General features: G+C 41.4%; 16 protein-coding genes, 11 tRNA genes and 2 pseudogenes. 8 read left to right on the forward strand and 21 right to left on the reverse strand.

Going from position 1 to position 19,931, the window contains the following annotated elements; translation table 11 throughout:
- Positions 1-33: 33 nt before the first annotated feature.
- The 4 genes from SM123_RS10110 to SM123_RS10125 form a co-directional block, all read right to left on the reverse strand.
- Positions 34-1,914 (reverse strand): beta-N-acetylhexosaminidase, encoded by a 1,881-nt coding sequence (locus SM123_RS10110; RefSeq protein WP_320909548.1) that lies wholly within the window; start codon positions 1,912-1,914, stop codon positions 34-36.
- Complete coding sequence (locus SM123_RS10115) at positions 1,908-2,777, reverse strand: ROK family protein (RefSeq protein WP_320909549.1); 870 nt, start codon at positions 2,775-2,777, stop codon at positions 1,908-1,910. Before SM123_RS10115 ends, SM123_RS10110 begins: the two co-directional genes overlap by 7 nt.
- A gap of 90 nt (positions 2,778-2,867) precedes the next feature.
- Positions 2,868-5,513, reverse strand: a complete 2,646-nt coding sequence (locus SM123_RS10120; protein WP_320909550.1) for an alpha-mannosidase — start codon at positions 5,511-5,513, stop codon at positions 2,868-2,870.
- 76 nt (positions 5,514-5,589) lie between these two features.
- Positions 5,590-6,870: a glycoside hydrolase family 125 protein gene (locus SM123_RS10125; RefSeq protein WP_320909551.1), complete on the reverse strand. Its 1,281-nt coding sequence runs from the start codon at positions 6,868-6,870 to the stop codon at positions 5,590-5,592.
- A 215-nt stretch (positions 6,871-7,085) separates the two neighbouring features.
- Here SM123_RS10125 and SM123_RS10295 point away from each other — a divergent pair.
- Positions 7,086-7,658, forward strand: a pseudogene (locus SM123_RS10295) (GH92 family glycosyl hydrolase); the annotation flags it as partial.
- A 33-nt stretch (positions 7,659-7,691) separates the two neighbouring features.
- Positions 7,692-9,161, forward strand: a pseudogene (locus SM123_RS10130) (GH92 family glycosyl hydrolase); the annotation flags it as partial.
- A 190-nt stretch (positions 9,162-9,351) separates the two neighbouring features.
- Here the strand turns inward: SM123_RS10130 and SM123_RS10135 are convergent.
- The 5 genes from SM123_RS10135 to SM123_RS10155 all read right to left on the reverse strand — a co-directional run bounded on the left by SM123_RS10135 (position 9,352) and on the right by SM123_RS10155 (position 13,496).
- Entirely contained in the window at positions 9,352-9,909 is a 558-nt protein-coding gene (locus SM123_RS10135) for a DUF6287 domain-containing protein (RefSeq protein ID WP_320909553.1), read from the reverse strand.
- 139 nt (positions 9,910-10,048) lie between these two features.
- Entirely contained in the window at positions 10,049-11,554 is a 1,506-nt protein-coding gene (locus tag SM123_RS10140) for a zinc ABC transporter substrate-binding protein AdcA (protein ID WP_049483548.1), read from the reverse strand.
- 2 nt (positions 11,555-11,556) lie between these two features.
- Positions 11,557-12,360, reverse strand: coding sequence for a metal ABC transporter permease (locus tag SM123_RS10145; protein ID WP_003009676.1), 804 nt, complete (start codon positions 12,358-12,360; stop codon positions 11,557-11,559).
- Positions 12,353-13,057 carry a metal ABC transporter ATP-binding protein gene (locus tag SM123_RS10150; protein ID WP_003013743.1) on the reverse strand — a complete coding sequence of 235 codons (705 nt, stop codon included), beginning with the start codon at positions 13,055-13,057 and terminating at the stop codon, positions 12,353-12,355. Before SM123_RS10150 ends, SM123_RS10145 begins: the two co-directional genes overlap by 8 nt.
- Position 13,058: 1 nt before the next feature.
- The gene (locus SM123_RS10155; RefSeq protein ID WP_003004547.1) at positions 13,059-13,496 is read right to left on the reverse strand and encodes a zinc-dependent MarR family transcriptional regulator; all 438 of its coding nucleotides are present in this window, start codon (positions 13,494-13,496) and stop codon (positions 13,059-13,061) included.
- Between the two features lie 648 nt (positions 13,497-14,144).
- Between SM123_RS10155 and SM123_RS10160 the strand changes: the two genes are divergently transcribed.
- Positions 14,145-14,471, forward strand: a complete 327-nt coding sequence (locus tag SM123_RS10160) for a DMT family transporter (protein WP_009732038.1) — start codon at positions 14,145-14,147, stop codon at positions 14,469-14,471.
- Between the two features lie 163 nt (positions 14,472-14,634).
- Here SM123_RS10160 and SM123_RS10165 read toward each other — a convergent pair whose 3' ends face one another.
- A complete protein-coding gene (locus SM123_RS10165) occupies positions 14,635-15,081 on the reverse strand; it encodes a helix-turn-helix transcriptional regulator (RefSeq protein WP_000287814.1) in 447 nt (148 codons plus the stop codon).
- A gap of 319 nt (positions 15,082-15,400) precedes the next feature.
- On the opposite strand from SM123_RS10165, the gene SM123_RS10170 reads away from it, so the two are divergent.
- Genes SM123_RS10170 through SM123_RS10190 form a run of 5 tightly spaced genes read left to right on the forward strand, consistent with a single transcriptional unit; the run spans position 15,401 to position 18,891 of the window.
- Positions 15,401-15,874, forward strand: coding sequence for a hypothetical protein (locus SM123_RS10170; RefSeq protein ID WP_000182279.1), 474 nt, complete (start codon positions 15,401-15,403; stop codon positions 15,872-15,874).
- A 40-nt stretch (positions 15,875-15,914) separates the two neighbouring features.
- On the forward strand, positions 15,915-17,111 hold the full coding sequence (locus SM123_RS10175; protein ID WP_004182182.1) for a replication initiation factor domain-containing protein: 1,197 nt from the start codon (positions 15,915-15,917) through the stop codon (positions 17,109-17,111).
- 2 nt (positions 17,112-17,113) lie between these two features.
- Positions 17,114-17,500 carry a hypothetical protein gene (locus tag SM123_RS10180; RefSeq protein WP_001096844.1) on the forward strand — a complete coding sequence of 129 codons (387 nt, stop codon included), beginning with the start codon at positions 17,114-17,116 and terminating at the stop codon, positions 17,498-17,500.
- A 59-nt stretch (positions 17,501-17,559) separates the two neighbouring features.
- Complete coding sequence (locus SM123_RS10185; RefSeq protein ID WP_000598356.1) at positions 17,560-17,754, forward strand: DUF3173 domain-containing protein; 195 nt, start codon at positions 17,560-17,562, stop codon at positions 17,752-17,754.
- A 3-nt stretch (positions 17,755-17,757) separates the two neighbouring features.
- A complete protein-coding gene (locus tag SM123_RS10190; RefSeq protein ID WP_004182166.1) occupies positions 17,758-18,891 on the forward strand; it encodes a tyrosine-type recombinase/integrase in 1,134 nt (377 codons plus the stop codon).
- A 73-nt stretch (positions 18,892-18,964) separates the two neighbouring features.
- Here SM123_RS10190 and SM123_RS10195 read toward each other — a convergent pair.
- From SM123_RS10195 to SM123_RS10245, 11 genes are all read right to left on the reverse strand, one after another.
- Positions 18,965-19,048: transfer RNA gene (locus SM123_RS10195), tRNA-Leu, on the reverse strand.
- 10 nt (positions 19,049-19,058) lie between these two features.
- Positions 19,059-19,130: transfer RNA gene (locus SM123_RS10200), tRNA-Gln, on the reverse strand.
- Positions 19,131-19,149: 19 nt separating this feature from the next.
- Positions 19,150-19,222, reverse strand: a tRNA-His gene (locus SM123_RS10205).
- A 12-nt stretch (positions 19,223-19,234) separates the two neighbouring features.
- Positions 19,235-19,305: transfer RNA gene (locus SM123_RS10210), tRNA-Trp, on the reverse strand.
- Between the two features lie 6 nt (positions 19,306-19,311).
- Positions 19,312-19,392 (reverse strand) — tRNA-Tyr (locus SM123_RS10215).
- Between the two features lie 15 nt (positions 19,393-19,407).
- Positions 19,408-19,480: transfer RNA gene (locus SM123_RS10220), tRNA-Phe, on the reverse strand.
- A 3-nt stretch (positions 19,481-19,483) separates the two neighbouring features.
- Positions 19,484-19,557: transfer RNA gene (locus SM123_RS10225), tRNA-Met, on the reverse strand.
- Between the two features lie 9 nt (positions 19,558-19,566).
- Positions 19,567-19,656, reverse strand: a tRNA-Ser gene (locus tag SM123_RS10230).
- A gap of 7 nt (positions 19,657-19,663) precedes the next feature.
- Positions 19,664-19,735 (reverse strand) — tRNA-Glu (locus SM123_RS10235).
- A gap of 10 nt (positions 19,736-19,745) precedes the next feature.
- Positions 19,746-19,819, reverse strand: a tRNA-Ile gene (locus SM123_RS10240).
- A 37-nt stretch (positions 19,820-19,856) separates the two neighbouring features.
- Positions 19,857-19,927, reverse strand: a tRNA-Gly gene (locus tag SM123_RS10245).
- Positions 19,928-19,931 lie beyond the last annotated feature (4 nt).

Raw genomic sequence — 19,931 nt, forward strand, 5'->3', positions numbered from 1 at the left:
AGATGAGACTTCTGTCATCCAACTTGGCATTTTTTACGTTGTATAAATGGTTGAAGCCGTCGCAATAGTATGCCACTGGTTAGCCGTTGTGGCTGCGAAGTCCTGATCCCCGTAGAAATCGTTGAATGGCAAGATCTCTACTTCTAGTTCATCGATACGAGAGATTTCGCCTGCTAGGTAGTTTTCAATCCGACTTTCAGCTCGCTTGATGCGCTGCAAGAGGCCACCCATACGGATGTCTACGGTATCCAAACCAAAGACCTTGTTTTCTTTCAACCATTGGTGGCTAAAGAGAGCATGGAAGGTTTCAATCTGGCCTCTGAGTTTTGGCAATTCTTCTCTGGAAATCTGTCGCAAGCTCTCTTTATCACCTGCGTGATAAGCCTCCCGAAGGCGTCGTCCTACATCCACTTTGCTACTTAAAATAGCATTCAACTGAGCCTGGGTCTCAAAGAGATAGGCGTAAACACCAGCTTTTTCTTTAATGTCAGAAAGAATCTCAGCTGCCTTGGCAAAGTGTGGCTTGTCCTGTTCAGGTGTCATGTGCTTGTCTAGAATTGGGCAAAGAACATCCTGATAGAAGACATAGCGATTAGGGTTGAGTCCACTGAGATTATCTGGTAGATCTGGCAAGAGGTTGGCCAGATCCAGCTGCATAAAGTCCTCAACTGAGAGGCCTGTATTGCCCTTAAAGTGAGCAGATAGACACTCTAAATTATTGCGATAGCTGAGCTCCGCCCAGATTTGTAAGCTCGGTAGGATCGAGAACTGGGCTGTTTCACCACCATTGTCCCCCCAGCCCGTCACAATGACTTCCTTGATCTGGTTGGCACGGCAAGCTTTATTGGCTTCAAGAGCGATGAGACGACTGAAATGGTTGTGGGGTGTGAAGCCAATCCACTTCCAAGCCCCACCAGCAAAGGCGATATCTTGGCTAATCTTGTGGTGATTACGGAAGTTACGATTGTATTTTTCCTCGCTATCCTGATAATAATCCCAGTAAACCAAGGTCACACGGTCTTTGAGACGGTCTAGATAAACTCGTGTTTCTTCTGGAATGTCCACCTCACGATCGTACTGGCCATCTGCTGACATAAGCTTGAAGAACATATCGCTCCACATCTGGCAGTGGAAACCATACTTATCTGCAATATCCAGCACGCGCTCCAAGTGTTGACACATGAGGAGGCTACGGTCCACAACGCCATTTAAGATGAGATAGCGTCCCAAACCAACCAAGTGGGCCTCGTCCATGCCGATATTGACCTTGCGCGTTTGTAGTTTAGATAGCGTCGCAAACATGCCATCAATCAGGTCATAAACTTTTTCTTCACCGATAAGGAGAATGTCCTCTACATCGCGGAGTTCCTGCACTTCTTTGACACCCCATTTGACAAAGGCTGACAAGTGGGCCAAGGTTTGGATGCATGGGACAAAGGTCATGTCAAACCGCTGGGCATAGGCTTCAATTTCCTGTAACTCTTCAGCTGAGTATGCTCCACGGAAATAACCAAAATAAGGTTGCCCCTCAATCTGATAGGTGTCTTCCATGTAGAGCTCAAAGGTTGAATAACCCATGAGAGCCAAGACTTCAATCATCTGTTTGGCAGATGCGACATTGATCACGGCGTTGCGCGAACAGTCCGCCATATAGGCCAAATCTTCGTAAGCCGCTTGTTCTTCAATCTCTACCTTGTCCCCTTCTGCTAAAGCTGTTGCTAGAACGGATAAGGCGCGGTAAAGTTGATGCGGTTTGCGGTAGGTCAATTGATACTGTCCACTCTCACCCTTGATAGAGATAGAAGCATGGTCAGACTGACCAACCGCCACTTCTACATCTGGTAGAGAAATGTGATTTTGGAGCAACTCTAAAGCTTGCGCTTGTTTACTGCTGATTCCGGTAAAAGTTACCATTGGTTTTCCTCCTGTAACCAGTTGACAAGGGCACCGTAGAGATTGGCATCTGCCTGATAGGTGCAAGCTTGAATCACTGGAGCAATTGTATATTCTTCATATCTGTCCACAAAAGTATCTACTGCTTTTTGAACCCCTCTGATAAAATCTGGATTCTGACTAATAGAGCCACCCAGGCTAATGACATCTGGGTCGATGAGATACTGGATATTGAGCAGTCCTTGGGCTAGGTTGCGATTCATCCGCTCAATAGCTTCTTGGCAAAGGGCATTGCCTGCTGCAGCCTCTTGGTACACCTTGCGGCCATCCCAATCGGTTTGACCAGATTTTTCGATGACATAGCGAACCATGTTCCCTGTAGAAGCTAGTTGCGACCAGTTGTTAAGTTTTTCTGCTGGTTCGATGGTTGTCATGTAGCCAAACTCACCACCCAAACCATGGCGGCCACGGTGAAGCTTACCATTGATAATCATAGCCCCACCAATCCCTGTGCCAATGACAACACAGGCTGCATTTTCAATCTCAGGATGAGCCAGCAGTTCACTAAGTCCAACACAGTTGGCATCATTTTCTAGATGGACAGGGAGTTGGTGATGAGCAAGCGCTTCATACCATGAAAAACCATGGATGTAAGGAATGGCACTGATCCCCTCAATCACCCCGGTTTCTTGATTAACTGCACCTGGCACACTCATAGCAATCCCACGATAGTCCTGTTCTGACAAGCGTTGGTCCAACCAAGCCAATAAATCTTCTAGAGTTTCTGGAGTTGGGGTGCTGGTCTTATCTAAAATCTTTCCATCAGGAGTTAGACTAGCAAACTTAATACCAGTCCCTCCGATATCAATCGTTGCAATGGTCATTGCTTTTACCTGTAAAAAGGAGCGAGTCAGCAGTTGGTTCTTACTTTTTCGCTCCTCCTTTCCTTTTATTGTTTCTTCAGCTGCAACCAGCTAGACTTCTTCTTTTTTAATCCATTCTGTCCGGATTTCTTGCGGTGCCAATAAACCTGTATGGACCGGATACGGTTGTTCAAGAAGATCGACAACCGTTTGTTGTCCTTCTGACACGCGCACATTTTCTTGGCTCATATTGTAATAGCGAAGGATGTAACCTTCTTCATTTTCTGCTACCTTAAAGGCTGTTGGACAAACCTGAGGATGTGTCAAGGCTGTATGCTTGAGTAAGCTACCAGATGCTGCTACACTTCCTTCTTGTTTTTCAACTTGAAGGCTGGTCATCGGTGTCTGCAAAGCTTTAGCTCGGCGATAAGCAGAGAAGCGTCCCTGAGCTTGATGGCATTCTACTGCATATTCAACCTCAAAGTCCCGTAAGCATTGTGCTTCTGGTGTTGGGAAATAGCCCCAGTCACCAAGTTCACCGGAAGCACGGAGAAGTGTTACAGCTATCATATCGTCTCCAAGGATTTCGTATTCATGCAATCCTTTATTGGCCACTGTTACCCCTTTGACGTCATCATACAAGCTGACGAAAGCTTGCTGGTGTTGAGGATTTTCAGGATTTTCCCAAGAAGCAGCCGGTTTATTTGGCCGTGTGACCACCTCATAAATGCTTTCCGAGTCATTGCTTGGACGAGTGTTATGAGTTTTGACCAAGAGACGAATGCGGTGATCCTTAGCAGTATTGGTAAAGCGTGTCTTGAAGCGAATTTGCGGGTCATCCACAAAGATGGTCATCTCCGTTTCAAGAGGGATGGTTGTCATCTCTTCTGAGCGACTTGCCTTGCGGTTCATAAACTCGATAATGCCTCTTTGCTCCGCATCCAATTGTTCATCCGCGCTAACCGGGATCGTCAAGTCATGCTTGAGCAAGATTTTGGCATAGCGAGCATTGTTTTCCAAGACCTCATAAGCTGTTAACTCCGCATAGATCGGCTCTGTTCCTTTTGGTTGGAAGTAGATATATTCATTACCGATATCACCACGATCTTCAAAACGAAGGAAATCCTCATAAGCCTCATTGGTCGTTTTATCATAGAGGGTCAAGCCATCATCGATACTAAGGGTTACAAATGGCGTATCAATCACCCCATTTTGGAAAAGACCATCATGATGAGGTGCTTTGCCTTCCAAGAGCTGGAAGGTGGTCCAAGAAAGAGGCACTAGGTGAACCGGAACCGTAACGCGCACTTGACGCGCGATATAAGGTTGACGGAATTTATCCTTAGGCAGGGTATAGCCAAAGCTTGCTCCCAAGTCCTCAATCTCTGCTTCTACAAGATGCCCATCTAAATCTTCTACGTGGTAGTCTGGCAAGGTCAAAGCGGCCATTTTCTTGAAGCCTTCTGTCGGATGCAATTCCTTAAACGGACAAACTGCTACATCGACAATCGTGCTGACGGTATCCACCTTATTATGCAAGCCAGTATTGATGACCGTAAAGAGGTGCTCACTCTGGGCTTTTTGAGTTGCTAGCTTACCCTTCCATTCGTTCAGAAGGTTGGTCTTGACGAAGTTTCCAACTTGGTTGACCTTGGCAAAACGAACTTCCATTTCACGGTGAACATCATCTACGCTACATCCACAAATACTATCGTGTGGCGCATTTTGTAAGAGTGTCTTCCAGGCATAGGTCAATTGATCCTTGTGGTTGTGCCCACCAGTAATGATGGTCAAAGGTTCCACCACTTGCTCGAGCAAGTTGCTGTTTTCTTGGAAGGCTTGCTTGAGATAAATCCGAGAGGAAGACGTATTTGCCAGTGTGTACCAACCATCGGTTTCCTGACTGGTCAATTCTCCTGTAACTGTTGATAATTGCTCAGGAAGCGCACTTTCCACTGCTTGCACATATTCATCAAAAGAGCTATGGATAAAGGTCACGTCAGGAAATAGTTCGTTAGCCACGCGAATTGCTTCACTCAAGTTTCGTTGAACTGGTTGGTGGTCGCAGCCGTTCATCATCAACCATTGGTTGGTGGAGGCATAGTCACGAACATCTGCCAATTTTTGTTTCCAAAAAGCCAAAGCTTCATCTTTATCCACTGGAATTTCGTTCCCATTACTGTACCAGTTGGCAAAGAGAATACCTAGCACACGGCTACCATCCGCCCCTTGCCAGTACATTTCAGAAAATTGAGAGGTAAATTGCTCATCTCCAAGAACTTGGTTGTCAAATCCGATTGGTTTGACCCCACGACCAAAGGCTGCGACGTGAATGCCTAATTTTTGAAGGATTTGAGGAGCTTGCCCCATATTTCCAAAGGTATCAGGGAAGTAACCAATCTGAGTAGATTTGCCCCATTTGGCGCATTCAGCTTGTCCAATCAAGGTATTGCGGACGTTGGCTTCACTGGAGATCAAGTAATCATCCTGCAAAATGTAGAAGGGACCAATCTTGAGTTTGCCCTCGTCGATATAACGCTGCACCTTGTCGCGGTTTTCAGGGCGAATTTCTAAATAGTCATCGAGAACAATGGTTTGTCCATCTAAGTGGAAACTTTTGAACTCCGGATCATTTTCAAAAAGATCAAAGAGATTGTCAAACAGTTCCACCAATTGCATGCGGTGACTTTCAAAAGGTAGATACCACTCACGATCCCAGTGACTGTGAGAGATGATATGTACAACAACATTTTCCATGAGTAAAACCTCATTCTAACTTAAATTTAAAGATCTATTTGTGATTCTTTACAAGAATCTGTCGAGCGATAGCTCATTAGCGAATATCCAAGTAATCCAAGACTAATTCACAGAACATCATGTTGGCCCAAGAGAACCATTCACGCGAGTATTTAGTTGGATCATCTACATGGAAACTTTCGTGCATGACGCCCGTACCTCCATCGCAGGCAACCAACTGGTCCAACAAATGTTTTTTCTCAGCTTTATCTGTCGTTGTCAATCCTTGAATGGATAAAGCAATCGGCCAGATATAGCGATAAAAGGTATGAGAACTTCCGAGCCCACTTGCGTACTTCCCTTCATAGAAGTAGGGATTTTCAGGACTCAAAATCGTCCGACGAGTAGCTTGGTAGACTTCATCGTCGATGTCGCAATAGCCCAGATGGGGAGCCGCCAACAAACTTGGTACGTTAGGGTCATCCATGATGCTAGCATTTCCCAAACCGTCTACCTCAAAGGCATAGATTTTCTCGCCCTTGCTGTTAGTCGTGTAAGCGTATTTTTCGATCCCTTCTTGAATCTCAGCTTGCAGGCGTTTGGCATCAGCAATGATGCTTTCACTATCGGCTAGATTCAAGTCTGCAAAGATTTCTTGCACATAGCCCAAGACAACCACTGCAAACATATTGGACGGAATCAAGTAGCTATACTGACAGCAGTCATCGCTTGGACGGAAAGCTGACCAGGTCATTCCTGTCACAGCAAAATCTGGCCCAAAGCCATCATTTACCAAGGTATCTTCCTTACGATCGGTATCACGGACGAAACGGTATGGTGAGTTATTGTGGTCTTGCTCCACTGTCCAGAGATGAAGGATTTCCTTGGTCGCTGTGACAAAGGTTTCATCAAATTGGCTAGTCTCACCAGTTTCCTTCCAAAGAAGATAAGCCAGTTGCAAGGGGTAGCAAAGCGAATCCACTTCATACTTGCGCTCCCAAATCCAGCCATTCAAATCGGTATGGTCGGTCTCGTGGTGACCCTTCCAGTTCTCCTCAATATTAAAAGAGTTGGCATAAGGATCCTTGAGAATCAAGGTCATCTGACGTTTGACCAAACCAGCAATGGTCTGGCGCAATTGGGGATCTCTTTTAGCCACATGAAGATAAGGCCTCAATTGAGCCGTTGAGTCACGCAACCACATAGCTGGGATATCCCCTGTTAACACAAAGGTTGAACCGTCTTCTAAAATTTCAACTGTATTATCCAAAGTGTCTGTATAACAACGTTCAAAGACATCCACCCACTCAGGGTACTCCTTAGCTCGCTCAGCCACTTGATCCAACCATTCTCGCACAATTTCTTTTGAATAGGTCATTTATTTTCCTCACACGTATCGATTCTTTCCTATTCAGTATAAAAGATTTCAAAAGGGAAATACATACGCAAACTATAGCCCTTTTTCTACTAAATTTTCCATTTGATAAAAACGCTATCATATTTGACAACACTTTGATACAATGAAGAAAATACCACCGCGTGTTCCAAGAAAATCACAGATCATTTAAGGTTGATGAAGAAAAAGGAGACAAGATGCGCACACATTGCCAGACCATCGATACCCGCTGGGGAAGCGATAATCATCCCCACTATTCCCACGGAAATACCCTTCCTTATACCGGGGTCCCTTTTGGGATGAACTACTTCCTTCCCCAGACGACACACGAACAAGGGGCTTGGTTTTTCAACCCCAATCTCCCTATTTTTCAGGGATTTCGCCTCACCCACCAGCCTAGTCCTTGGATAGGAGACTACGCTTGGTGCCTCATCACGCCCATCACAGGAAATATTGCAAGTTCCGACCTCTTCCGTCGCCAAAGCAGTTATTCGATGAAAGAAGCCGTTTTCCAGCCTCACTACCTCCGTATTTTTTCGGAACGTTATCAGATTCAAAGCGAGCTGGTTCCAAGCCGCTACGGGGCTGTCATGCGCTTTCGAGCAACAGAAAAGCTGACTCTCTGTTTTCATGCAGCAAAGGAACTAGAGGACTTGACCCTGACAGACCAAACCTGCCACTTCCGCATTCTGGATCAGGCCCATACTGCAGATACTTCCTACTCTCTCTATCTCCAGTGGCAATTTAGCCAGCCGATTGAGAGCGTCACTCACATCGATCATGATCTCTTTCTCACCTTTTCTAGCAAGGAAGTGACCGTTCAATTAGGAACTTCTTATCTGTCCCAAGACATGGCTCACAGCCATCTTCCCAACCTTTCTCTAGAGGAAGCTAAAAAAGAAGCATCCGATCAATGGAATCAGCTGCTAAAACGAATTGAAGTAAAAGATGCCGGAGGGCGTGACCAAGCCTTTTTCGACCATTGCCTTTACCGACTCCTCCTTTTCCCTCAAACCTTTTATGAAACAGATAGCACGGGAAATGACTGGCACCTGGATGTCACTCATAATGAAATCAAACCAGGAAAAGCTTATACCAATATCGGATTCTGGGATCTCTTCCGAACATCTTTTCCGCTCTTTAGCCTTGTCTACCCCGATTACTACCGTCACTTTCTCGAAGGATTTTTAAACACTTACCAAGATACTAATTTTCTACCAAAATGGTTGGCCCCAGATGAACGAGGGATGATGCCAGGTACTCTCATCGATGGAGTCTTTGCGGATGCTGTCACAAAAGGGATCGCACCAGACCTACATGAAAACATGCTCACAGCTATGCTCCAGACGGCCCAAAAAACAGATCCTACTCAACATTTTGGTCGCCATGGTAATGAAAGCTACAAGGCCCTTGGCTACCTACCCGATGATTTTCACGAAAGTGTGAGCCATAGCCTCGATTATGCCTATAGTGATTTTTGCATTGCTACCGTTGCCAAGCAATTGGGTCAGACAGAAACGGCTACTCAGTATGCTACTTCCAGCCTCTCCTACCGAACATTGTATGATACCCAAACAGGCTTTATGAGAGCACGATCCACCAATGGAAACTTTAAAGAACCCTTCTCTCCTACTAGCTGGGGAGGAGATTATGCAGAATGCTCTGCCACCCAGGCTACTTTTGGAGCCTTACACGACCTCTCCGGCCTGATAGAGCTAATGGGCGGTAAAAAAGCCTTCACCCAACGACTGCTGGATCTGGCCAATCAAAGACCTCAATTTGACGTAAGAGGATATGGCTATGAAATCCACGAAATGAGTGAAATGGCCCAAGCCCCATTTGGGCAGATTGCCATCTCCAATCAACCCAGCTTTCACATTCCCTACCTCTTCCGTCACAGCCTTCATCCCGAATACACCAATCTCCTGATCCACCAGATCCGTTCTCAAGCTTTTCATCAAGATTTCCAAGCCTATCCAGGTGATGAGGACAACGGTAGCCTATCTGCTTGGTACATCTGGTCGGTCCTTGGACTCTACCCAACCTTCCCAGGAAAACCAATCTATGATCTGGGCCTCCCTCTCTTTAAAGAAGTTCTTCTCCATCTTCCAAATCATGAGCTCAAAATTTGCGCCAACTCACACACTGCAGGCGCCTATTTCATCCAAAAAGCCCTATTAGATGGCAAAGAGAAACAAGAGATTTCCCATCAAGATCTCCTTGAAGCCCAATTGCTCCAGTTTGACCTTTCATGGCTCCCCCCACATGCATAAGAAAAAGAAAGTGGGACAGAAATCGGTCATTCGTTAGAATTCGATTTCGTCGTCCCACCTCCGCACAGTTGAGTAGGGCTGTAAAAGCTGATGAAATCAGCGTAGTAGAGCCCACTCAACCACTGCGTCTTGCTCGACAATCTAAAAATAATTGAGAGGCTAGGACTTTTGTCCCAGCCTCTTTTTTCCGTTATTCATCTCCTACATGATAGTAGATCGAGCCTTGTTCCCCAAAACTAGCGATACCAACACCAGACCACAAGCGGTTTTTAGAGGCATCTGATGTATCCTTAAAGACGACTTGTCCTTGATCGTCGACCTGATCACCAATGGTTACTCCCGCAGGAATATACTCCAACAAGAAGCCCCCATCACGACCACCATAAATGCCTTCTGAGGCGGTTCCATAATCCGTCAAAGAAGCTCCATAGCCCTCTAACTCTTGTGAGACCAACCCTTTGTCGTTAAAGACTAGCTTGTTTCCTTTATCATCTTGCCAGACCCCAGCAATACTGCTGTAATCTCCATTGGCAATAGCCTCAAGATCCATTTTCTTCACTTCTTTTTTCTCTTCTTTTTTTTCTTTCTCCTTCACTTCCGAACTAGAAGCAGCCGTCTTTTTGACTTCAGAAGAGGTCGTCGTTTGACTAGAAGAAGTGGTTGATTTTTTGCTCGTTCCCTGTTGCGAACAAGCTACCAACAGGACCACACTGAGAAGACTCACAAGAATTGCACCAACTTTTTTCATTTAAAATTCCCCATACATTTTTTTAGTTTAAAGCCCTTTCATTGTAACGTATTTTCATGCATTTGACAAGCTTCACTCCCCATTTTTAATCAAAAAGAGACCGGGATAATCAGTCCTAGTCTCTCTTTTGATACAACTTTTAATGAGCCAGCATTTCCTGTGCCACTTCTAAACCAGATAAGTTCGAAGGATAATAAGTTGGCCAATTTTCCAACTCATCATAAAGCGCTTCTTGACTCTTTCCTCCATGGAAAATGTGGAAGTGAGCTGCCTTTACCGGAGTAATTTCATGGTCACTAAATTGAACATATTTGAAGTCTCCCGCATCACTCTCTTTCGCTTCAAAGAGATAACGAACACCACGATTTCCCTTCTTATAAGTCAAAATGTGCTTACCTACGTATTTATAGGTATATTTCTTAGAAGATCCTTTTTGATAAAACTCCATTGAATCCTTATCAATCTTAATCCGATCAATATCTGTTTGGTAACCCTTAGTATAATATTCCTTATACTCAGCAGCCGTCATAGTTGGATTTAATTTTGCCTTATAATCAAAGACCTGATCCAAGGTTCCATCTTGCAAGTATGGATAAACGGATTTCCAATCACCTGCATAATTTGCTAAGCTACGATCCTTAACTTGACTATCCTCGAAATAGCCCTTTTGAACCGTCTTAGCATCTTCCTCATGTTCCGGTTGAATATCCTTACCAGCTTGTGACGTTGTTTTCTCTAGCGCCTTCAGATTCTCCTTCATAACAGACACGTAGTCTTCGCCATCTTTCATTTCTTGATCCGTCAAGCTTTCCAAAGGATTTAAGACAGCCAACTCAACACCAGCTTCAGAAGACAAGGTTTTCGCCAAGGACTTAGAAGCATTTTCCTCAAAGTAAATGACCTTGATCTCATTTTTCTTGATATACTCTGTCAATTCACGCAATCGTGCAGCAGAAGGCTCGCTATCAGGTGAAATCCCTGAAATGGCCACCTGGTTTAATCCATAATCCAAGGCCAAGTAACGGAAAGCCGCGTGTTGGGTCACGAAATTCTTTTGCTTCGCATCTTTCAATCCATCCTGATAAGCTTGATCCAAAGCCTGTAATTTCTTCAGATAGGCTTGGGCATTTTTCTCAAACGTCTTTTTCTTATCTGGATAAGCTGCGACCAACTGATCACGAATCGATTCTACCATCTTCATGGCACGATGTGGAGAGAGCCAAAGGTGAGGATCATATTCATGATGGTGTTCTTCGCCCCCTTCGTGTTCATGTTCCTCTTCCAATCCAGGAAGCAAGACCATACCCTTGGTAGCATCGATCACTTTGGTTTTCTTATCCTTCATTGATTTCAAAAGATTTGGAACCCACGTTTCCATGTTTTCATTCTCATAGACGAAAACATCCGAATCTTGAATCATAGCCCGCCCCTTAGCAGACAATTCATATTCATGAGGCTCTGATCCCGCTCCAATGAGCAGGTCTACCGTTCCTTCATCTCCGACAATATTTTTTGTAAAATCATAAACAGGATAAAAAGTGGTCATCACTTTTAATTTCCCATTTTGACTCTGACTTTTGCCACAAGCTGTCAAAACAAGTGTTAAAGCCACTAACAATAACCAACCAAATTTTTTAAAGTTCATATCTATTTCCTCAAACGTGATCCAAGATTCACAAGCAAGAACAGTGCCACAAATAAAAGCGTGATGCTGGCACTCGCTGGTGTATCTGCAATATAAGACAAAATCAACCCACTAAACATCCCGATAAAACCAATGATGACCGCAATCAGCATGACCCCACGGAAGTTCTTCCCTAATTTCAGCGCAATACTAGCCGGTAAGACCATGATGGTTGAAACCAATAACGATCCTGCTGCAGGAATCATTAAGGCGATAGCAACCCCCGTTACCACATTAAATAAAATGGACATGGTCCGGACCGGAAGGCCATCTACAAAGGCCGTATCTTCATCAAAGGTCAAAATATACATAGGACGCAAGAATAAGGCCGTCAACACTAATACAACAAAAGCAATCACAAACAAGGCGATCACCTGTTCATCCGTAATGGTTAGGGTAGAACCAAACAAATACTGATCCAAGCTCATCGAGCTTTTTCCACCACCACGCATCAGTACCAAAGCTAGGGCAAGACCTGTGGACATTAAAATTGCCGTCCCGATCTCCATAAAGTCCTTAAATAAGGTCCGCAAATACTCAAGAAAAACCGCAGCAATAATGACAATGATCATGGTCGAGAGCGTTGGAGAGATCCCAAGGAAAAGCCCAAAAGCGACACCCGCAAGAGAGACGTGACTTAGCGTATCACTCATAAGACTCTGCCGTCTTAAAATCAAGAAAATCCCTAATACAGGAGAAAAAAGACTCATGGCAACCATAGCCAACAAGGCCCGTTGCATAAAATCATACTGGAATAAATCAAGCATGGTCACCCTCCCCTTCAGTATCATGGACATTAAAACATCTCCAAGGAGAGCTCTGGTCGCGAACCAAATGAATATTCCGATCCGCAAATTGGTTAACCTCTTCAGGATCATGCGTAATCATCAAAACAGATTTTTGATGGTGATGCGCACTGTGATGCATCAACTCATAAAAATCACTCTTTGTCGTCGCATCCATCCCTGTCGTAGGTTCATCTAAAACAAAGATATCCGGATCTGAAGCAAACATCCTAGCAATGACAGCCCGCTGTTTCTGACCACCAGACAAAGAACCAATCGCCCGATCCTTGAACTCCAGCATCCCAACAGATTCTAAACTCTTCAGAATATGTTTTTCATCGTGCTCATTCAACTTTCGAAACCAGCCTTTACGAGGGTACCGACCTGATTTCACAAATTCATAGACCGTACTTGGAAACCCTGCATTAAAACTAGCAATCTGTTGTGGAAGATAAGCAATCCTTAACTTCTTTCCCTTTACATTTGTCTTTGAAATCTCAACTGTCCCGACCTTGGGCTGTAAAATCCCAAGGCTAGCCTTAATCAAGGTTGACTTAGCAGCACCATTTTCCCCGGTCAAGGTCACAAACTCCCCACTATCTAAGTAGTAATTGATCCCTTCTAAAACCGGTTCCCGATCATAATAAAACGATAAATTTGAAACCGTAATATACCTCAAACTATAACTCCTCTTCCAATAAATCTAAAAACCTCGAAATAACCCCTTGCTCATTCTTAGTAAACTTCGACAAAACATCCTCATAAGTGTGAAGAGTATGCTGATGGTGGTGCTGATGCTCTAATGCAATTGGCTTACCAATCTCAGTTAAGCGATAATAGAGAACTCGAGCATCATTCTCATCACGATAAGTCTCTAACATCCCCTGACTTAATAAGGGCTTCACGGCCTTTGTGATAGCCGCCTGACTGACATTCAATTTCTTAGCTAAGACAGAATTGGTTAGAGCCTCATCGGCAACCAGCATCAAAATATGTTCCTGAGTGTTGGTTAATGAAACACCACTTGTACAAGAACCAACTAAAATCTCATGCTGATTTTCAGATAACAATAAAATAGAATTTAAAAATCGATCGATTTTATTTGCAACTTCAGACAAAATTAACTCCTTCTAATTCACCAAAAGAAACTTTACCGGTTAATTATATCATAAAAAAGAAAAAAATAAAACAAAAAAAGGAGTAAAACTCCTTTATAATCTATACCGGCGGCCGGGGTCGAACCGGCACGTCCTTGCGGACACTGGATTTTGAGTTCCATAACTCCATTATTTAAATCTTACAACCCTGATTTAATAGGGTTTTAAGCCTTTTGAATCTTGCAAAATAGACTCATTTTTCAAATTTTAGTAACTTTTTGGTAACACTCCATACCTTATCGTTCTAAGAGCATCATCAGAGAATAGACGATATGTCCCAACAGGTTATATTCATCCAGAGGTATTCAAGACACTTGTACGATTAACAGTTAATGTAATCATTTTATTTTCTCCTTTAATTAGGGTAAGTGTTTTTTATTATTTTAACAAAAATAACTCTTTAGCCCAAGAATTTGATAATTCATTTTCTAACAAAACTTTTTTTTTTAAATTTATCTTATGATATACTAAACTTATCAGCTATTGGTTCTGAAAAAGTGTCTGCCACAGTTTTACTACAAATTCTCATGACTTGTGCCAAGATTTATAAAAAACGGATAGCTATAATAGCTCTTAGAGCAAAAACATGACATATAGGAGGTTAAAGACATGTCATACTTTTATCTTTTTATCGCCATTGTAGGAGAGATATTGGGAACTAACCTTTTGAAATTATCAGACGGTTTTACAAAGCCTATTCCAACCGTTTCTGCCCTACTTAGCTATGGCGTTTGTTTCTATTTCCTCTCACTAGCAATGCAAAAAATTCCTTTAGGAATAGCTTATGCAACATGGTCAGCTGTCGGTTTAGTTTTGACAGCCTCTATCGCAGTAATGATTTTCAAAGAAACACTAAATGTTTATAGCATTATCGGTTTAATTTTGATTATCATTGGTGTTGTCATGGTTAACTTATTAGGAAATGCAGGACATTAATAAAACCGGCTCTATACTATTTGTAGTGGGTAAATCCCCTATGGATATTATGGAGCCTATTTTGTTGTAGAAAAAAAGTTCCATAAGAACTATAATGAAAAGCTAGAATTCTGTCAATATTTTGGACACATTTTGGGAGGGAATTTTGAAGACTAGCGTCCTCCTAATTTTCCCAATAAGTTTTAACTTCTTCAAAAATCTTATTCAAAAGTTCTGCATCTTTTTCTGACAACTGATTTTTTTCTATAACTCTATCTTTTAGTTCTGTTGCCTTTATTTTATTTCTTGCCACCGAAACTGCTATTGAATGTTTCAAAATATCAAACTCATCCTTTGAAAAGTTTGCAATATTGGTAAGATCTAATTGTTCTAGAGGTAAACTACTGATAATTGAATAAGGTTTTTGTCCCAGCAAATAATCTGTAGTAGTCCCAAAGATATTTGCTAATTTCACAACGAATTCTAATCCTGGTTCTAACGTTCCATTCTCCCACCGAGAATATGTCCCTTGTTGAACTCCAATTAATTCCGATATTTGTACTTGAGTTAACTTTTTTGATTTTCTGAGAGTTTTTAACCTCTCTGAAAATTTATAATCCTCTGTATACATAATTCTCCTATAGATATTCTTATTCGTATATTTTAGCTTGACAAAATATTCTAAACGGTATAAAATAGAATTATTCCATAAGGAATATTTATTTTGAGATTGAATATTCCATTGAGAATATTATAGCATAAAAGGAGGTAAAAGCGTATGTAACTAGTAGTCGATTTAAAAAATTTTAATAAAGGAGGTAGGATTCGACAAAATAAAAAATCTTGAAACAAATGTGCCGTTCGTTCCAAGATCAAAACATATTATGTAACAATTATACCACAGAAAACTCTTCAGTTGCACAAGAAAATTTCGGAGGTTTCACAAAAAGATGACCAATAAAGAGTTAGTCAATCAAATTTCTGGCCTAAACTCTACCTCTACTCTTAAAAATTGGATTCAACTGATTAAAGAGATAAGTGGCAAGGAATTTAAGAAAATTAAAGTTCCTATCAGTAGAAATCCCAGAACTCATCAATTAAGTTATACAGTTGCCTATGATTTTACAGACGAAGACCTTAGACAATTTCAAAAGTTAGCTAAACTAAAACTTGAAATAGGTCTAAAAGAGGCTATACAAGCCGTATTTGGGAGTCTAGCAGACAATGAACATGAATCCCTAAACCAAGTAATAGATGAGCTCTACGATGAACTGAGCGCCTTAAAACAGGAATTTAAGCGAGAAATGCGACTGATAAAAATTGAGAATTCCAACCTAAAAAAGAAAATCCAAGATATTGAAGAGTCGATGCAAACCGGCTTACTAGGGTTTGTTAACAAGAGGTCAAAAAATAGGTTCGGCTAATAGCGAGTTTTCGGCTGAGCCATGAGGCAGAAAGCCGAAAATGAGCGTAGATGCGGACGGACCATTTTTGACCGATAGGGTGTGTAGTAACACCACCCTCTGCAAGTTAGGTGTACCATCGAAAAAATTCAGTATTACCAAGGGTTTTGGAGATTTTAAGGGTGGCAAAATTAGGCAAAAAGTTGAATCAAAATCTATGGCAAAAAATGAGCATTTACGTTCTGTATTTGACTGGATTCAAATTCAGTTTGATAAGACTGAATTTTCGCCAAAAGAAATAATCGAAGATATCCTATTTCTTGACTTTGACCTATTTATTGAGAATAAGGGGAGCCTTAAATACTATAACTATGATAGCCAGCTTCATTATGGGAATATCCGTATCTACTATGGATCGAAAGAGTCGTCCTACATGCTTGTCATGTCAGGACAGGCACTAGAGTTCTATAGAGATATGGTATTAGATCCAAATAGTCTCTCCGAAAGACAGTTTCTGAACAACCTCTACTACAATTACATTCATTTTTCAGTAAGACGAATTGATATTGCAATAGATGATTTTAATGAAACACCCTATTTCACTCCTAATCAACTTCTAAAGATTTGTCAGAAGAAACGCTTTCTATATGGAAAAAGCACCTACTACAATACCTACGGAGATGAAACGATCGGTCAGACCTTATATTTAAGAAAACCCAATGATGATGAAAGACTTAGAATTTACGATAAGCGCTTAGAACAAGCTGAAAAGCTCGGGATCAGCAAGCGGTATATAGAAAATTGGATAAGAACTGAGTTAGAACTTAGGAAAGCAAAAGCTCACTACTTCATTCAAGAATGGTTGCATTCAGAAATAGATCTTCTTAACTTTACCAAGGGATACCTCAAAGAAAAAGTGAGGTTCTATAGTGATAGTCACTTCTCAAAACCTTTGAGATCTTGGGAAAAGTTTTTAGGTCACTCAAAACCTGTCTCTATCATTATTTCAAAACCAAAGACAGAACTAGAACAAAAATTAGAATGGTTTACCTATAAAGGTTCTGGAGCTATTCTAAAAGCGTATAAATTTCTATACGACAATAACTTACTGCATGAGTATGAGAAATCTAACTATCTCGCACTCAACAATATGGAATATCCACCAGATTTAGCAAGTGGATTAATAGAAAGGGCAATTCTCTTTAAAAGAGAAGATTTAATCCCTACAATCAAAGAAAATATCAAAAGGAGAAATTAAATATGGCAAAAATGCTCTCACAAAATGACTGGAATTTCAATAACATTGGAACAAAATTTGAATTGGATGAAGTCATTCCAAAATTTGAAACGGAAGTCCGAGCAGATGCAAACGGAGAAATTATCAAAAACCGAGATGGTAGCGAAAGACGTTTTAATACCGATAAAATCATTGGTTGGAAATACAATGTAACGATCAAGGATGGACAATTCAAAAAGAAATCAACCCAAGTCTCAGTAGACAATCCAGAAGCTTTAGTCGATAATGACTATATCCAAGCAATGGATCAAGTACCAGTTACATTTGACAATTTACAAGCTACTATGATTAGTTCAACGATGTATTACAAGGCGGATGCTATCCATTTAGTAGATGTAAAACAAAAATAAGTATAAGACAAGGGGAGTTAATCCTCCCCGTACTTAATCTAATTAGAAAAGGAGAGCACATGATTAAAACTGTAACAAAAGATGACCTTATCGAACTTGGATTTGCTCCAGGAACTGCAAGAAAGATTATCCATACTGGCAAATTACTATTAGTGAATCGTGGTTTTAATATCTACGATAACAAACGGATTGGTACAATTCCAGCCAGTGTCGCTGAAGAACTACTAGGAATTGAACTCCAGAAAGAAGCATAATGAATGACTATTCGTAAAACTAAAAGTGGTAAATGGACTGTTGATGTTTCTAACGGTTTCCACCCAGTCACACAAAAAAGAATACGTATTATTCGTAAAGGATTAAAATCTAAAAAGGAAGCCCTAGAACTTGAACAACATATTAGAGTTGTAGAATTAAAAGAAAAACAATTTGACTTTGTAGTAACAACGGATATGTTATTCGACTTACTTGAAGAAGATGATTTGAAAAATGGCAGAAAAGTAAGCTACACAAGTACACAAAGAAATAATTATGAGCGTCATATTAAGCCATATTTTAAAAATACAAATTTAAATAAATTAACGTATGACCATATATTCGAATTTCGTGAATACCTAAAAACAAAACCTAAAAAACAAAATGAAAATGAAGTTTTAAGCTATAATACAATTAATAAGGTTCTGATTCTACTTAAAAAAATTTTTGATACTGGTATAAGAAAATCACTCATTGATAAAAATCCAGTTAAGAATCTGAGAAAATTACCAATTAGGAAGCCTGATATTAAATTTTGGAGTATAGAAGAATTCACGAGATTTAGAGGACTTATTCGAGATGATGAAATAAGTTATGACCTGTTTTTCGTAATTGCTTTCTTTACTGGAATGAGAATGGGAGAAATCCTCGCATTGAACTGGAATGATATAAATCTTTTAACAAATACGATTTACGTTACCAAAACGGTATACTTTGTTAATAATACAAGCTACATTAATACAACAAAAACACGATCAGGAACTAGAAATATAACAATAAATCAGAAATTAGCAGAAATGCTAATAGATTGGAAAGTAAAACAAAAAGAAAAACTTGAGGAATTTACGAAAAATACTGAAGAACTTCAAATAATACAGAGTACACCAATATCAATTACAAAAAATATGATTGATAAGAAGTTTAAGCAAATACTAGAAAGGGATAAAGATTTAAAGAAAATAAGAATTCATGATTTAAGACACTCTCATGCATCATTACTTATAAATCAAGGAGAAGATTATCTTGTTGTCAAAGAAAGATTAGGACACGCATCTATTACAACAACAATTGATACTTATTCTCATTTGTACCCTAGCAAACAGAAAACATTGGCTAATAAACTTGATGATTTATTTTAAAATGGAAAAAATTGGTAACTCAACAAAAACAGAGAAAAAAAGACAAGGTCCGAAAACCTTGTCTTTTTTACTATACCGGCGGCCGGGGTCGAACCGGCACGTCCTTGCGGACACTGGATTTTGAGTCCAGCGCGTCTGCCAATTCCGCCACGCCGGCATAAATTTAACTGGGGTAGCTGGATTCGAACCAACGCATGAGGGAGTCAAAGTCCCTTGCCTTACCGCTTGGCTATACCCCAATAATAATATTAATAAATAGGCGAGTGATGGGGATCGAACCCACGCATGCCAGAGCCACAATCTGGTGTGTTAACCACTTCACCACACCCGCCATAATTATTAACACGGGCAGTAGGAATTGAACCCACACTGAAGGTTTTGGAGACCTTAGTTCTACCTTTAAACTATGCCCGTAAAGGATGGAAGGGGAGGGATTCGAACCCCCGAACCCGAAGGAGCGGATTTACAGTCCGCCGCGTTTAGCCTCTTCGCTACCCTTCCTGATTATTGAATTGATGGCGCGAGACGGAATCGAACCGCCGACACATGGAGCTTCAATCCATTGCTCTACCAACTGAGCTACCGAGCCAAATTGCGGGAGCAGGATTTGAACCTACGACCTTCGGGTTATGAGCCCGACGAGCTACCGAGCTGCTCCATCCCGCGTTAATATTAAGGAGGATGTGGGATTCGAACCCACGCACGCTTTTACACGCCTGACGGTTTTCAAGACCGTTCCCTTCAGCCGGACTTGGGTAATCCTCCAAATATATAGTCCGTACGGGATTCGAACCCGTGTTACCGCCGTGAAAAGGCGGTGTCTTAACCCCTTGACCAACGGACCATACTATTAATGGGCACGAGTGGACTCGAACCACCGACCTCACGCTTATCAGGCGTGCGCTCTAACCACCTGAGCTACGCGCCCAAGTTAAAAAACTTGGTAAAAATGAACTAAAGTTCAAAGCGGGTGACGAGAATCGAACTCGCGACAACAGCTTGGAAGGCTGTAGTTTTACCACTAAACTACACCCGCTTAA

It is taken from the genome of Streptococcus sp. S5 (assembly GCF_034134805.1).
In the GTDB taxonomy this organism is placed as follows: domain Bacteria; phylum Bacillota; class Bacilli; order Lactobacillales; family Streptococcaceae; genus Streptococcus; species Streptococcus lingualis.

What these genes read in the sequence shown, in the direction of transcription:
- SM123_RS10110 (WP_320909548.1), bottom strand. Translation starts at nt 1,914, where the DNA reads ATGGTAACTTTTACCGGAATCAGCAGTAAACAAGCGCAAGCTTTAGAG.
- SM123_RS10115 (WP_320909549.1), bottom strand. Translation starts at nt 2,777, where the DNA reads ATGACCATTGCAACGATTGATATCGGAGGGACTGGTATTAAGTTTGCT.
- SM123_RS10120 (WP_320909550.1), bottom strand. Translation starts at nt 5,513, where the DNA reads ATGGAAAATGTTGTTGTACATATCATCTCTCACAGTCACTGGGATCGT.
- SM123_RS10125 (WP_320909551.1), bottom strand. Translation starts at nt 6,870, where the DNA reads ATGACCTATTCAAAAGAAATTGTGCGAGAATGGTTGGATCAAGTGGCT.
- SM123_RS10135 (WP_320909553.1), bottom strand. Translation starts at nt 9,909, where the DNA reads ATGAAAAAAGTTGGTGCAATTCTTGTGAGTCTTCTCAGTGTGGTCCTG.
- SM123_RS10140 (WP_049483548.1), bottom strand. Translation starts at nt 11,554, where the DNA reads ATGAACTTTAAAAAATTTGGTTGGTTATTGTTAGTGGCTTTAACACTT.
- SM123_RS10145 (WP_003009676.1), bottom strand. Translation starts at nt 12,360, where the DNA reads ATGCTTGATTTATTCCAGTATGATTTTATGCAACGGGCCTTGTTGGCT.
- SM123_RS10160 (WP_009732038.1), top strand. Translation starts at nt 14,145, where the DNA reads ATGTCATACTTTTATCTTTTTATCGCCATTGTAGGAGAGATATTGGGA.
- SM123_RS10165 (WP_000287814.1), bottom strand. Translation starts at nt 15,081, where the DNA reads ATGTATACAGAGGATTATAAATTTTCAGAGAGGTTAAAAACTCTCAGA.
- SM123_RS10170 (WP_000182279.1), top strand. Translation starts at nt 15,401, where the DNA reads ATGACCAATAAAGAGTTAGTCAATCAAATTTCTGGCCTAAACTCTACC.
- SM123_RS10175 (WP_004182182.1), top strand. Translation starts at nt 15,915, where the DNA reads ATGAGCGTAGATGCGGACGGACCATTTTTGACCGATAGGGTGTGTAGT.
- SM123_RS10180 (WP_001096844.1), top strand. Translation starts at nt 17,114, where the DNA reads ATGGCAAAAATGCTCTCACAAAATGACTGGAATTTCAATAACATTGGA.
- SM123_RS10185 (WP_000598356.1), top strand. Translation starts at nt 17,560, where the DNA reads ATGATTAAAACTGTAACAAAAGATGACCTTATCGAACTTGGATTTGCT.
- SM123_RS10190 (WP_004182166.1), top strand. Translation starts at nt 17,758, where the DNA reads ATGACTATTCGTAAAACTAAAAGTGGTAAATGGACTGTTGATGTTTCT.